Raw genomic sequence first — 13,867 nt, 5'->3', positions numbered from 1 at the left:
TGGATTTATCTTTTCCACGCAGATCAACTGCGCGGCATCAGTCGTCCGACTGCGCCTCGGCCCGGCTTTTGCCCGAGACCTTGAGAGCCAGAGTGGCCGCCATGAATGCATCCAGATCGCCGTCCAGAACCCCTTTGGTGTCCGACGTCTCGTAGCTGGTGCGCAGGTCTTTGACCATCTGATAGGGCTGCAGAACATAGGACCGGATCTGGTTGCCCCAGCCGGCATCGCCTTTGGCTTCATGCGCGGCGTTGATCTCGGCGTTTCTGCGGTCCAGTTCCATCTGGTACAGGCGCGATTTCAACGCTTTCATGGCGATGTCGCGGTTCTGGTGCTGCGATTTTTCCGAGCTGGTCACCACGATGCCGGTCGGGATGTGGGTGATCCGCACCGCCGAGTCGGTGGTGTTGACGTGCTGACCGCCCGCCCCCGAGGACCGGTAGGTATCGACACGGATATCGGCCGGGTTCACTTCGATCTCGATATTGTCGTCCACCACCGGATAGACCCAGACCGAGCTGAACGACGTGTGCCGTTTGGCTGCCGAGTCATAGGGCGAGATACGCACCAGCCGGTGCACGCCGCTTTCGGATTTCAGCCAGCCATAGGCGTTGTGGCCCGAGATCTTGTAGGCCGCCGACTTGATCCCCGCCTCTTCGCCCGGGGTTTCCGACTGCAGCTCGACCTTGTAGCCCTTCTTCTCGGCCCAGCGGACATACATCCGCGCCAGCATCGAGGCCCAGTCGCAGCTTTCGGTGCCCCCGGCGCCGGCGTTGATTTCAAGGAAGGTGTCATTGGCGTCGGCCTCGCCGTCCAGCAGCGCCTCGAGCTCTTTTTCGGCCGCCTTGTCGCGCAGCTTCTTCAGGGCCTCTTCGGCATCCTTGACGACCTCTTCATCGTCCTCCATCTCGCCCAGTTCGATCAGTTCGATGTTGTCGCTCAGATCGGTCTTGATCGACTCGTAGGTTTCGATGGCATCGACCAGAACCTGCCGTTCGCGCATCAGCTTCTGCGCGTTTTCGGGGTTGTCCCACAGGTTGGGGTCCTCGACACGGGCGTTGAATTCCTCCAGCCGGTGCGGCGCGGTTTCATAGTCCATACGCTGGGCCAACAGCTCCAGCGATTTTTGGATCTCGGCCACGATGTTCTGGATTTCGGCGCGCATGGTCAGGTCCCAACTTGCTCAATCAGGCCTGCGTGATAGCAAGAGGTTCAGGCCACCACAAGATGACCCGAAAGGCAAATGCAGCACGGACCGGAGCAGTTCCTGAAGAAATGGCATCTGGCCGACCCGCGGCTGGTGGCTGATACCGGCGCGGCACGTGTCTGGCGGGCCAAACGTGATGACGGGTCTGAAGTCGCGCTCAAACTCTATCGCCGCGCCGATCGCGGCAACGAGGCGCCGGGATGCCGCCCGCTGGCCGCCTGGCGCAACCGGGGCGCCGTCGCGATCCTGGCCCAAGACCGTCAAGCGGTCATGATGGAGTGGCTCGAGGGTCCGACCCTGGGCGATCATGCACGGACGGGCAACGTAGCCGACGCCTTGACACTACTGGCTGAAACGGCGCGGAACCTGCACGCTGCACCGGTGGTTAAAGTGAGCGGACTGAGGCCTTTGGAGCAAGTGTTTGCACCGCTTTTCGACGTCGGATTTGCCGATCAATGTACGCGGCCCCTGCAAACCGATATGCGGCGCGCCATAGCTTTGGCTCAGGATTTGCTGCAGACGCAGCCCGTGCATCTCCCCCTGCATGGAGACCTGCACCCCGACAATGTCATCCTGACCTCATCCGGCCCGCGCGTGATCGATGCCAAGGGTTATGTCGGGGATCCGGCGTTCGAACTGGCAAATGCGCTGCGGCACCCAAAAGGCATGCCGGACCTTGTGCGCGAAGTCGGGCAGATTTCCGCGTGCCTGGATCTGTACGCCGCCGCGATGAATGTATCGCGGGCGCGTCTGGCCCGGTGGGCGGCGGCCAAATGCGCCCTGTCCATATTCTGGCGGTCCGGCGGATCGGTCCAGAGTGACCCGGAAGCCGATCTGCTACGCCTGTTTCTAAGCGCTGCAGATCAGTAAAGTCCGCCGCCCTGAAGGTCGCCCTGGCTGGCCTTGGGCCCCACGATTATGGTCTGCCCGGTCGAGGTCTGGACCTGGCGCCCACCATTGGTCACCTCTTCGAACAACGGCAAATCGGACCCCATCGCAAAACCACCGTCATAGACACGGTCGATGAACCCGTCGACGCCATCACGGAAGTACTCGGCCACCACATAATCACCCGATGCGTCATCCGGCAGACGGGCACCGCTGAACCGGTCGATCTTGATGAACTGCCCACCCGGCGGCACTTCGAACGGACCGCCACCGTATTTCTCGACGGCCTTTTCCATAAAGCTCTGGAATACCGGACCGCACAGCGTACCGCCGTAAGCACCCCGCCCCATCGGGCGCGGGCGGTCGTACCCGATGTAGCAACCGGCGACGATGTTCGAGGTGAACCCGATAAACCAGGCGTCCTTGGATTCGTTGGTCGTACCGGTCTTTCCAGCCGTCGGAACCGGCAGATTGACCACGCGAGACGCGGTGCCGCGATCGACCACGCCCTTCATCATCGACGTCAGCTGATAGGCCGTGATTGCATCCATCACCTGCTCTCGGTCGGTCACGATCGTGGGTGAGGCATCGGGCTCCAGCCAGCTGGAGTTGCAATCCAGGCACTGCCGGTCATCATGCCGATAGATCGTTTTGCCGAACCGGTCCTGGATCCGGTCGACCAAAGTCGGTTCGACGCGCTCGCCGCCGTTGGCGAACATCGCATATGCCGCCACCATCTTGTAGAGCGTCGTCTCCTCGGCCCCCAGCGCATTGGCCAGGTAGGGACCCATGTTGTCATACACACCGAACCGCTCCGCGTATCCCGCAACCACCGGCATCGAAACCTCTTGCGCCAGTCGGATGGTCATCAGGTTTCGCGACTGCTCGATCCCGGTGCGCAGGGGCGTCGGCCCGTAGAATTTGTTGGTCGAGTTCTTGGGCGTCCAAAGGCCCTGCGGTGTGTTCACTTCGATCGGGGCGTCCACGACGATGGTCGCGGGGCTGTAGCCACTGTCCAGTGCCGCCGCATAGACGAAAGGCTTGAAGGCCGATCCCGGTTGGCGCTGCGCCTGCGTGGCCCGATTGAACACCGAGTCCTGGTACGAGAACCCACCCTGCATCGCCAGAACGCGGCCCGAGTTCACATCCATCGCCACGAAGCCGCCTTGGACCTCGGGAATCTGACGGGCGGACCACTGGCCCTCTTCCCCGGCAACGACCAGGATCACGTCGCCGCGTTTGAAGTTTGCCCTGAAGTCGCCCTGCATCCATTTGATGTCGCTGCGCGGGATGATGCCGTCGGCCGGACCGTTCTCGATCCCCACCGTCAGCTGTTGTTCAGCCACATCCAGCACGACCGCGGGGTACCATTGCGTGGGCAGCACCACGTCGCGCGGGATTTCCATGATCGCCAGAGCTTCGCGCCACTGCGCTTCGTCTGCCAGTTTTTCCTCGGGGATGGTTTCACCCGTGCCGCGCCACTTGCCGCGCGATCGGTCATATTTCTGAAGCGCCTCGCGCAGGGCGCGCGCGGCTTCGACCTGCATCTCCTCGTCAACCGAGGCCCGGACGGTGAAACCACCGGTAAAGAACTCGCCCTCGCCGAAATCCTCGCTCAGCTGGCGGCGGATTTCGTCGGTGAAATAGTCGCGCGGTGGCAGTGCGGTGCGGAAGCTTTCGAAATCACCGTTCTGAACCGAACGCAGAGGTTGCGCCACTTCGGTCTCGTAGGTTGCCTGATCGATGTATCCGTTCTGGTACATCTCGCGCAGCACGTAGTTGCGGCGATCCAACAGACGCTGTTTCTGGCGCACCGGGTGATAGTCCGAAGGCGCCTTGGGCATCGCAGCCAGCGTCGCGGCCTCATGCGGGGCCAGTTCCTGCAAAGTCTTGTTGAAATAGGTCTGGGCAGCGGCGGTCACGCCGTAGGAGTTTTGGCCAAGAAAGATCTCGTTGAGATACAGCTCAAGGATCTGTTCCTTGTTCAGCGTTTTTTCCAACCTGGTCGCGAGGATGATTTCCTGAATCTTGCGTTCGACCCGCCGGTCGCCTGACAGCAGGAAGTTCTTCATCACCTGCTGGGTGATGGTCGACGCGCCGCGCAGGGTCTCGCCCTTGGATTGGATCGCCTCGATCCCGGCGGCGATGATCCCGCGCGGGTCGTACCCCTGATGCGAATAAAAGTTCTTGTCTTCCGCCGAGATAAACGCGTGCTTCACGAGGTCAGGGATTTCCTCGGATGGCGTGAACAGGCGGCGCTCCTGCGCGAATTCGTCGATCAGTTGGCCCTTGCCCGAATAGATACGACTGATGGTGGGCGGCTTGTACTGGGCCAGCGAATCGTGGCTGGGCAGGTCGCGGCCATACATCCAGAAAACCGCGCCAATCACCAGCGCGACCATGAAAATACCCAAGGTGACGAGGCTGAAAACCGCCCCGAAAATCGAAAGAATGAACCGGATCACGTTGCTGCCTTTTGTTCGCGGTGACGCCTATATAGTGTCGCTGCACCCAAGGGTCAAAACACACGGGCGCATTCTAGCCACTTTGCGCCGCAGGGTCACTGCCCAATCAAGCCGCGGCGGATCAGATCCTGCTGGCGCCAGGCTTCAAGACCTTGGTGAATTCCTTGCGCCATTCCGATGCGCCACTCGGGATTTACGAGATTTTTCAGGTCTCTGGGGCTGGAGATGAATCCGATCTCGACCAGAACCGAGGGAATGTCGGCAGCCTTGAGGACGGAAAACGACGCACTGCGGATCGGGCGCCGATTCATGGGGCCGCCCTGCTGCCCCATGCCGTGCGCCAGTGCATGGGCCAAAGCTTCTGAGCGCGGCTGGGTCTCCTGCCGTGCCATGTCCAGCAAAACGTCGGCGATCTGGTCGTCCGAGCCGCTCAGGTCGATACCCGCGATCAGGTCACTGCGATCGTGCCGTTCGGCCAGTTTCTGGCTGGCCACGTCCGAGGCCTCATCGGAGAGGAAATAGACTGTGGCCCCATGAGCCTGCCCCTCGGACAATGCATCCGCGTGCAACGAAATGAACACATCGGCGCTGGCCCGATGGGCCAGAGAAATGCGGCGTTCGAGCGACACGAAGTGATCGTCCACCCGGGTCATCACGACCTCGTATCCGCCGGCGCGCAGCAAGTGTTCCCGCAGTTCGCGCGCAAACGTGAGCATCAGGTTTTTTTCGTTAACACCACCCGATTCCGCGCCGGGGTCGATGCCACCATGTCCCGGGTCCAGCATCACGCGCAGTGGTCGTTCGCCATCTCGCGGCACAACCGGGGGCATGACAGCAGGTGCAGGCAAATCCCAGCCCGGATTGCGCGGCGCACCCGCGCTGGCGGCAAAACTGTCGAAATCCGTACCTTTTAGATTCAGCGTCAGAACCGCGGCCCCGCTGTCGGGGTCCACGCGCATGGCCGCCGTATCGACAGCTAGGGGCGCCCCCAGATCCAGCACCATCCGAGACCAACCGGGCACATAGGCGCCGAACTGGACCCCGCTGATCCGACGGGTCTGCAACAGCTTGGCCCGGTCAAGCCCGCTCCAGTCGACCTCCTGGAAATCGATGACCATACGGTACGGGTCTCGAAGCGTGAAAACGCGATACGGGACGCCCTGGCTGAGCCCCAGCTCAAGCGTCACCCCCGCCCCCTTGCCGTCTGTGATCCGGCTCTGCTCGGGCAGGACCCGCGCCAAGGCGTTGAAGTCCTGCGCCAAAACGGCTCCGGCCAGCGCCCAAATCAGCGCACATACAAAGAAGATCCTGCTCATGGCCTCAAGTTTTTCCGAGATCGTTTGGCAGGAGCCTATCGCAGCGTGGCCGGTTTGTGAACGCCTCAGGCCGACTTCTGCGGGGTCTGGCGATCCGCCATGAAGCTGCGCAGCCGTTCAAGGCCCTGCTCGATGTCCTCGGTCGACCGGGCGTATGAAAAGCGCAGGGTCGCGTGGCCGCGCACCGGGTCGAAATCCAGCCCCGGCGTCACGGCGACGCCGGCTTTGTCCAAGATCTCGGCGGCAAAGGCGCGGCTGTCCTGGGTCAGGTCCGAGACATCGGCATAGACATAGAACGCCCCGTCCGGGGGCGCGATGTTGGTGAACCCGGCCTCGGGCAGGCCCTTCAGCATCAGGTCGCGGTTGCGGCGATAGACGGCCAGGTTGCCCTGCAGTTCCTCATCGCAATCCATCGCGGCCAGCGCGGCGACCTGGCTGGCATGGGGCGCACAGATGAACATGTTCTGGGCGATACGCTCGACCACCCGCACCTGATCCTCGGGCACCACCATCCAGCCGACGCGCCAGCCGGTCATCGAGAAATACTTGGAAAACGAGTTGATGACATAGCACTCGTTGGTCAGCTCCAGCGCGGTCACGGCCTTGGCCTCGTATTCCAGCCCGTGATAGATCTCGTCGCTGATGAACGAGGCCCCCTGCCCTTGCGCAGCCTCGATCAGCGCGCCCATGGCGGCGTGATCCAGCATGGTTCCGGTCGGGTTTGCGGGCGAGGCCACCATCAGCCCCTGCAGGTCGAGCCCGGCAAAGTCCTGTGGCACGGGTTGCAGGCGGTTTTCCGGCGCAGTCGGCAGATCGACCGGCACCAGACCCAGCGCCCGGAGGATCTGACGATAGGACGGATAGCCCGGCGCGCCGATCCCCACACGGTCACCGCTGTCGAACAGCGCGGTGAAGGCCAGCAGGAATCCGCCCGAAGATCCGGGAGTGATGACCACCCGTTCGGGGTTCAGATCAACGTCGTACCACTCGCCGTACATCCGTGCGATGCGTTGCCGCAGCGCCGGCAGACCCAGCGCGACGGTATAGCCCAGCGGGCCGTGCCGCATCGCGCGGGCCAGCGCCTCCAACGCGCCTTGAGGCGCGCCGGTTCCGGGCTGGCCGACTTCCATGTGGATGATGTGGCGCCCGGCCTCTTCAGCGCGGCGCGCGGCCTCCATCACGTCCATCACGATGAAGGGATCAACGCCCGACCGGGTTGAGTTTCGCATGCCCATCTCCCATGTTGCGACCATGGCTTTTGAACGCGGATCCCGGCTGGCGTCAATCCCGGCAATTCTGCTGGCGGTGACGCTGTGGATGGCGTCGACCGCGCAAAGCCACGCGCAAAGCCTGATCCGCGACCCCGATATCGAACACGGGCTGCGCGAACTGGCCTTTCCGATCTTGCGCGCCGCCGGCCTGAACACCAACCGCGTGCGGGTGATGGTCGTCAAGGACGGCACGTTCAACGCGTTCGTCATCGACTACAACACGATTTACCTGAACCACGGACTGATCCTGACGGTCGACAGCCCCGAGATGCTGCAGGCCGTGATCGCGCATGAGGCGGCGCATATCGCCAACGGGCACCTCGCCCGTCGGGCCGAGAACCTTCGGGCCGCTCAACGCGCGGCCGGTTTCGGTACCGCGCTGGCTCTGATTGCCGCCGCTGCGGGCGGCGGAGAGGCCGCCGCGGGCATTGCCGCTGGCACCCAAGGGGCCGCAATCCGCAGTTTTCTGGGCCATACGCGGGCCGAAGAATCCTCAGCGGATCGCAGCGCCGCCAGCTACCTGCGTTGGGCCGAGATTTCGCCCATTGGCATGGTCGAACTGCACCGCAAATTCGCAGGCCAGGAATTGCTGAGCGAGATCAATCAAGATCCCTATATGCGCTCGCACCCGACCAGCCGTGAACGCCTGCGCGCTGCCGAGGAATTTCTGTACCAATTCGGGGATCGGGCGAAATCTAACCCCAATGCCGACTACTGGTTTGCGCGGGTCAAGGGCAAGCTGTCCGCGTTTCTGCGCTCTCCCGGCTGGACCCTGCGGCGGGCCAAGGAAGAAACAGCGCAGGATATTCGCCTGATGCGCGAGGCCGCCGCCCATCATCAGAACCGAAACCTTTCGGCTGCCCGGGCAGCCATCGATGGTGCGCTGGCCATCCGCCCTGACGATCCGTTCTATCACGAACTGAAGGGGCAGATCCTTTTGGAGAACCTTCGGGTCTCGGAGGCGGTCACGGCCTATGCCAAGGCGTCCGAGCTGGCTCCGACCGACGCATTGATCATGGCAGGCTACGGGCGCGCCCTGCTTGCCGACGGACAGACGACAAAGGCCCTGCAGGTGCTGGAAAGCGCACGCGCCCGGGACTACCGGAACGGCCGCCTGATGCAGGATCTGGGAATGGCCTATTCCAAGGTCGGCAACAACGGTATGGCATCCGCCGTAACTGCCGAGCGTTTCGCCCTTGAGGGGCGCCTGCTGGATGCCGGAATTCACGCAAGACGAGCCATCGGTCAGTTGCCCGAGGGCTCGACGGGTTGGCAACGGGCACAGGATGTGCTGATTGCCGCAGAACAAGCTGAGAAATCGAAAAGGAACCGGAAATGATCCTCAGACACGCAGCACCTGCCCTTCTGGGGCTTTCCCTGATTGCCGGTCCGGCCAATGCGCTGGATCTGTCCTCGATGACCGAATCCGAAAGAGCAGAGTTCGGAGCGCAAGTGCGGGAATACCTCTTGGAAAATCCCGAAGTCATTCTCGAGGCGATCAACATCCTGGAGCAGCGCAACGCTGCCGCTGAAGCACAGGCCGACCAGCAATTGATCGCAGAAAACGCCGACGAGCTGTTCAATGACGGCTATAGCTGGGTCGGTGGCAACCCGGATGGCGACATCACCCTGGTCGAGTTCATGGACTACCGCTGCGGATACTGCCGCCGCGCGGTCCCCGAAGTGGACGCGCTACTGGCCGAGGATGGCAACATCCGCCTGATCATTAAGGAATTCCCAATTCTGGGCGATGCGTCTGTTCTTTCGTCGCGCTTTGCCATCGCCACCAAGCAGGTCGCCGGGGATGACGCGTACAAGCAAGTCCATGACGCCCTGCTGGAATTCACGGGCGAGCCTTCCGAGGTGACGCTGCGCCGTATCTCGGATGGGCTGGGACTGGACAGTGACGCCATCCTTGCGGCGATGGACAGCGACGAAGTGACCGAAGAAATTGCCAAGACGCGGGCACTGGCGCAGCGCATGCGGATTTCGGGCACCCCATCCTTTGTTCTGGGCACCGAGATGCTGCGGGGCTTCCTGCCCGCAGATCAGATAAAACAGATCGCTGACGGTGTGCGGGCTGAACGCGGCTGAAGCAGCTGGGGCGGCCTGATCGCCGCCCCGTTGAAACGACGCCCTAGTCGTATGGATACGGGGCGTCGCATTTCATCGACACAACCCATGTCGGAGTTCCAGTTTTTCTGAATTGGGTCGCAGGCACGGATTTGCCACGAATTCCCGATGGAATGACGCCACGCCCCTGCCGTTTGCTTTCAGCCAGAATTGCCTGCAGGTCCTGTGGATTGTCGTACTTGCGAATACCGGTGTTTTCAGAAATTGGGCCGGTTGAACAATAGGTCGCCCGGGCGATTTGTTTCGCCAAAGCATAGGCCGCCTGGGCATCCTGACCGGTTTTGAACGATACCGCGACCCGAGACGCCAGCTGCGGGTCGACATTCATGATCGGGGTCAAGCGGCCCCGCGGTTTGCCGGTCCCGCCCGGGCTAAGCCGGACGTCTGCGCGCGTCGTCATTCCGTCATTTCTGAACCCGGACACATGCACCGACATATACCCAATTTGCGCCCCCGGTGCAGACTGCGGAACTGGAACACTAAAAAACCGGGGCGTTTGTCCGGCCCGGTAGAGGGGCTGCTGCACGCAGAAAGAAGGACAACGGCAAACGCCGTCACGAAAGGCATTCGTTTCAAAGAATCGAACTCCGGTCCATGTCAGTAGATATCGCGATTGATACTGCGAATATGGGCCAAAAAATATCTTATGACGAATTAGTTCCGGATCGAAGTTAAAGTACTATTCAGCCGCCTCTGCAGCAGCGTCCAGCTCGGCCGCCTTCTTTTCCACCTGCTCGACGATGTGGTCGATCATCTGTTCGTTCGACATCTTGTGGCTGGCCTTGCCCGCCAGATACACCATGCCCGATCCTGCGCCGCCGCCGGTAAAACCGACATCGGTCATCAGCGCCTCACCGGGGCCGTTCACGACGCAGCCGATGATCGACAGGCTCATCGGTGTTTTGATGTGCTCCAAGCGCCGCTCCAGCGTCTCGACCGTCTTGATCACGTCGAACCCCTGACGTGCGCAGGACGGGCACGAGATGATGTTCACGCCGCGGTGGCGCAGGCCAAGAGACTTGAGGATCTCGAACCCGACCTTCACCTCTTCGACCGGATCGGCGGACAGGCTGACGCGGATCGTGTCGCCGATGCCCATCCACAAAAGGTTGCCCAGCCCGATGGCCGATTTGATCGTGCCGCTGACCAGCCCTCCGGCCTCGGTGATGCCAAGATGGATCGGGGCGTCGGTGGCCTCGGCGATGCCCTGATAGGCCGCAGCCGACAGGAACACGTCGCTGGCCTTCACGCTGATCTTGAATTCGTGGAAATCGTTGTCCTGCAGGATACGGATATGTTCCAGCCCGCTTTCCACCATCGCTTCGGGGCACGGCTCACCGTATTTCTCCAGCAGGTGCTTTTCCAGACTTCCCGCGTTCACGCCGATGCGGATCGAGCAATTGTGGTCGCGTGCGGCCTTGATGACCTCTTTCACCCGCGCCTCGTCACCGATATTGCCGGGATTGATGCGCAGGCAGGCGGCACCAGCCTCGGCGGCCTCGATGCCGCGGCGGTAGTGGAAATGAATGTCGGCCACGATCGGCACCGGGCTTTCGCGCACGATCTCCTTCAACGCCTTCGACGACGCCTCATCAGGAACAGAGACGCGCACGATATCAGCCCCCGCCTCTGCCGCAGCTTGTACCTGCGCCACGGTTGCGGCAACATCGGTCGTCAGCGTGTTGGTCATGGTCTGAACGGCAATCGGCGCGTCGCCGCCCACCGGAACGTTGCCGACCATGATCTGGCGGGATTTGCGGCGATAGATGTCGCGCCAAGGGCGCACGTGGTTCAAAGACATGAAAACGGATCCGCGTCAGCCTGGGGTCTGGCCTTTAGATAGTCCGGGGGCAAGCCCGCCGCAATGGCAAGATCACTCTGCCGGCACCTCGGCGGATTGTGTCTGAAGCTCGGCCACCAGCTGTTTGAGCGCAATGTTTTGCTCAGCCTCAAGATCCGCCACGGCATAGGTCTCGGCCACAGCGTCCTTGGACAGAACCACACCCTTGGCGACGGTTCCCGGTGCACCGGCCGGCCCATAGAGCTCGCCGTTCATCGAGAAATACACGTTGCCCGACGCTCCAGCCCGCAATTGCGGCGGCTCTTCCGTCAGGGGAACCTCAAAGCTCTTGCCGTTTTCTACGGTTCCCAACGTACCTTCGAAGATCACGCTGCCATCCGCTGCGGTGACCCGCATCCAGGCCGGTTCGACCGCGACGATTTTCAGCGACGTGTCGACCTTCTCGACCACCTGCGGAAGGGTCGCGGCAGTTCTTTCGACGGTATGAATCTCAGCCAGCGCGATTTCCGGAACTTCCGGCGGACGGAACGTTCCAACGGTCCGCGGATCGAGGGTGGAAATCGGGGCATCCCGCGCAACCATCACCGGTACATCCAGTGCTTGGGGGCGGTAAAGACGGTCCAGCGCTTCGGGGCTGGGAATTTCAGCGGCTGCAACCTCGGTCGTTCCGGTTTCGGTCCGGATGGCCGACAGCGGGTCAAGATCGGACAGCACGACCGGGGCCTGTTCCACGGGAGAGACCTGAACCTGCTGGATCTTGTTCAGAACGGACCAGCCGCCGTACCCGATCCCGGCAATCAGCGCGAGGAGGACAAGCGACGAGCCTACGGCGCGCGGCTCGATCTGGCTGAACACGGACTCGCGGCCGGGAACGTAGGGCGTGTTCGGCGAAATGAACGGATCGCGCCCCATCGGGCCACGGTTCGGAAGGTCCCCGACCGATTTTTTGACCACGGATGCCTGTGCGGACATTCCATGTGCCACTTCGAACCCGCTTTCCTTGCAGAACGCGGCGAAAGTGTCGTCAGGGTTCATCCCCAGATAGCGGGCGTAAGAACGCACATACCCGGCAATGAAGCCGGGTGTGTCGAATGCGTCGGGATCGGCATTCTCGATGGCAGCGATGTAGTTGGCCTTGATCCGCAGTTCGCGCTGTACGTCAAGAAGAGACTTGCCCATCGTCGCGCGCTCACCGCGCATGACGTCGCCAAGCCGTACTTCGTAGTCGTCGAACCCCTTGGGCCTGACGTCCACGTCTTCTTCGGAATTGCGCTGTGTCCTGCGCCCAATCATTCCAGCTGCCCCATTCTGCCCATCGCGTGTTTCACGCTAACGGCGAATCGTCCCCATAACGATTCGTCCGCTACTTTTGTTAGCGTAAGCTTAACACGCGGCAAACAAGTTGCACATGTCGGCGTTAGGTTAACCAGCAAGTTCGGCGCGATTTAGCGCACAATGTGACCAAAGTTCGTCCATGGCCTGGACCAGACGGTTCATTTCGTTGGGTCCATGGACCGGCGAAGGCGTAAAGCGCAGACGCTCCGTCCCCCGCGGAACGGTCGGGAAATTGATCGGCTGCACGTAGATCCCGTAGTCGTCCAGCAGCATGTCGCTGAGCTTTTTGGTGTGCACCGGGTTGCCAACGATCACCGGAACGATGTGGCTGCCGTGATCGATCAGCGGCAAGCCCAGGCCCTTCAGTCGCAGCTTGAGGATCTTGGCTTGGGTCTGATGCTGCTCACGCAGTTCGGGCGCTGTCTTGAGATACGCCACCGAGGCCGCAGCACCGGCCGCGACCGATGGTGGCAGCGAGGTGGTGAAGATGAAGCCCGGCGCATACGAGCGGACAGCATCGCACATCTTCGCGCTTGCTGCGATATACCCCCCCATCACGCCGTAGGCTTTGGCCAAAGTGCCATTGATGATGTCGATCCGGTGCGCCAGGCGGTCCCGCTCGGTCACACCGCCACCGCGCGGGCCGTACATCCCAACCGCGTGCACTTCGTCGATATAGGTCAGCGCGCCGAATTCGTCGGCCAGGTCGCAGATCTGTTCGATCGGACCGAAGTCGCCATCCATCGAGTAGACCGACTCGAACGCGATCAGCTTCGGCGCCGCCGGATCGTCGGCTTGCAGCAGCTCGCGCAGGTGCTCAACGTCATTGTGACTGAAGATCCGCTTGGCCCCGCCATTGCGGCGGACCCCTTCGATCATCGACGCGTGGTTCAGTTCGTCGGAATAGATGATCAGCCCGGGAAACAACTTGGGCAGCGTGCTGAGCGTGGCGTCATTTGCAATATAAGCGCTTGTGAACAGCAGGGCCGCTTCCTTGCCGTGCAGGTCGGCCAGCTCGGCCTCGAGCCGCTTGTGGTAGACGGTCGTACCCGAGATGTTGCGCGTCCCGCCAGAGCCCGCTCCGGCTGCGTCGATCGCCTCGTGCATCGCCTCCAGCACGACGGGGTGCTGCCCCATGCCAAGGTAGTCGTTGCCGCACCAGACGGTGATGTTCTGCTGTGACCCGTCCGGACGCGTACGCACGGCATGGGGGAAATGTCCGTTGCGGCGTTCGATGTCGATGAAGGTCCGGTAACGGCCTTCGTCGTGCAGCCTGGCAATCGCTGAGTCGAGCTGAGCAGTGTAGTCCAAAGGACCCTCCTTCGTGACCCCGCCGCAGGGTGATTGCACGGCAAGGCTGTGTTCCGATGCGTATCATAACCGAATTTTCGGCCGCATCCGCGCCTATTTTCAGGTTTCCTGCCTAACGCCCAGACAGGGGTCGCAACTTT

11 protein-coding genes are annotated in these 13,867 nt (G+C 62.0%); 3 read left to right on the top strand and 8 right to left on the bottom strand.

All coding sequences use genetic code 11. From position 1 onward, the window contains the following. Positions 1–37: 37 nt before the first annotated feature. A complete protein-coding gene (gene prfB, locus AC2FNL_RS06070) occupies positions 38–1,165 on the bottom strand; it encodes a peptide chain release factor 2 (protein WP_093962359.1) in 1,128 nt (375 codons plus the stop codon). 78 nt (positions 1,166–1,243) lie between these two features. Here prfB and AC2FNL_RS06065 point away from each other — a divergent pair, with 78 nt between their 5' ends. After that, positions 1,244–2,077 (top strand): aminoglycoside phosphotransferase family protein, encoded by an 834-nt coding sequence (locus AC2FNL_RS06065; RefSeq protein ID WP_496832829.1) that lies wholly within the window; start codon positions 1,244–1,246, stop codon positions 2,075–2,077. Here the strand turns inward: AC2FNL_RS06065 and AC2FNL_RS06060 are convergent. From AC2FNL_RS06060 to AC2FNL_RS06050, 3 genes are all read right to left on the bottom strand, one after another. Beyond that, positions 2,071–4,560 (bottom strand): penicillin-binding protein 1A, encoded by a 2,490-nt coding sequence (locus AC2FNL_RS06060; protein ID WP_496832828.1) that lies wholly within the window; start codon positions 4,558–4,560, stop codon positions 2,071–2,073. The genes AC2FNL_RS06065 and AC2FNL_RS06060 overlap by 7 nt on opposite strands. Before the next feature lie 95 nt (positions 4,561–4,655). Beyond that, a complete protein-coding gene (locus tag AC2FNL_RS06055) occupies positions 4,656–5,876 on the bottom strand; it encodes an N-acetylmuramoyl-L-alanine amidase (RefSeq protein WP_496832827.1) in 1,221 nt (406 codons plus the stop codon). Between the two features lie 65 nt (positions 5,877–5,941). Beyond that, positions 5,942–7,105, bottom strand: a complete 1,164-nt coding sequence (locus AC2FNL_RS06050) for a pyridoxal phosphate-dependent aminotransferase (RefSeq protein WP_496832826.1) — start codon at positions 7,103–7,105, stop codon at positions 5,942–5,944. On the opposite strand from AC2FNL_RS06050, the gene AC2FNL_RS06045 reads away from it, so the two are divergent. Together AC2FNL_RS06045 and AC2FNL_RS06040 are read left to right on the top strand one after the other, a co-directional pair. Then, the gene (locus AC2FNL_RS06045; RefSeq protein WP_093962364.1) at positions 7,104–8,486 is read left to right on the top strand and encodes a M48 family metalloprotease; all 1,383 of its coding nucleotides are present in this window, start codon (positions 7,104–7,106) and stop codon (positions 8,484–8,486) included. The genes AC2FNL_RS06050 and AC2FNL_RS06045 overlap by 2 nt on opposite strands. Then, complete coding sequence (locus tag AC2FNL_RS06040) at positions 8,483–9,241, top strand: DsbA family protein (RefSeq protein WP_496832825.1); 759 nt, start codon at positions 8,483–8,485, stop codon at positions 9,239–9,241. Before AC2FNL_RS06045 ends, AC2FNL_RS06040 begins: the two co-directional genes overlap by 4 nt. Positions 9,242–9,284: 43 nt before the next feature. Here the strand turns inward: AC2FNL_RS06040 and AC2FNL_RS06035 are convergent, their stop codons facing one another. From AC2FNL_RS06035 to hemA, 4 genes are all read right to left on the bottom strand, one after another. Next, on the bottom strand, positions 9,285–9,680 hold the full coding sequence (locus AC2FNL_RS06035; RefSeq protein ID WP_496832824.1) for a hypothetical protein: 396 nt from the start codon (positions 9,678–9,680) through the stop codon (positions 9,285–9,287). 279 nt (positions 9,681–9,959) lie between these two features. Beyond that, a complete protein-coding gene (ispG, locus tag AC2FNL_RS06030) occupies positions 9,960–11,081 on the bottom strand; it encodes a flavodoxin-dependent (E)-4-hydroxy-3-methylbut-2-enyl-diphosphate synthase (RefSeq protein ID WP_475144252.1) in 1,122 nt (373 codons plus the stop codon). A gap of 72 nt (positions 11,082–11,153) precedes the next feature. Further along, positions 11,154–12,374, bottom strand: coding sequence for a helix-turn-helix domain-containing protein (locus AC2FNL_RS06025; RefSeq protein WP_496832823.1), 1,221 nt, complete (start codon positions 12,372–12,374; stop codon positions 11,154–11,156). Between the two features lie 129 nt (positions 12,375–12,503). Further along, positions 12,504–13,727 carry a 5-aminolevulinate synthase gene (gene hemA / locus AC2FNL_RS06020; RefSeq protein ID WP_496832822.1) on the bottom strand — a complete coding sequence of 408 codons (1,224 nt, stop codon included), beginning with the start codon at positions 13,725–13,727 and terminating at the stop codon, positions 12,504–12,506. Positions 13,728–13,867 lie beyond the last annotated feature (140 nt).

Source organism: Ruegeria sp. CRTD044 (assembly GCF_059613485.1).
This window is presented reverse-complemented; position numbering and strand designations above follow the sequence as displayed.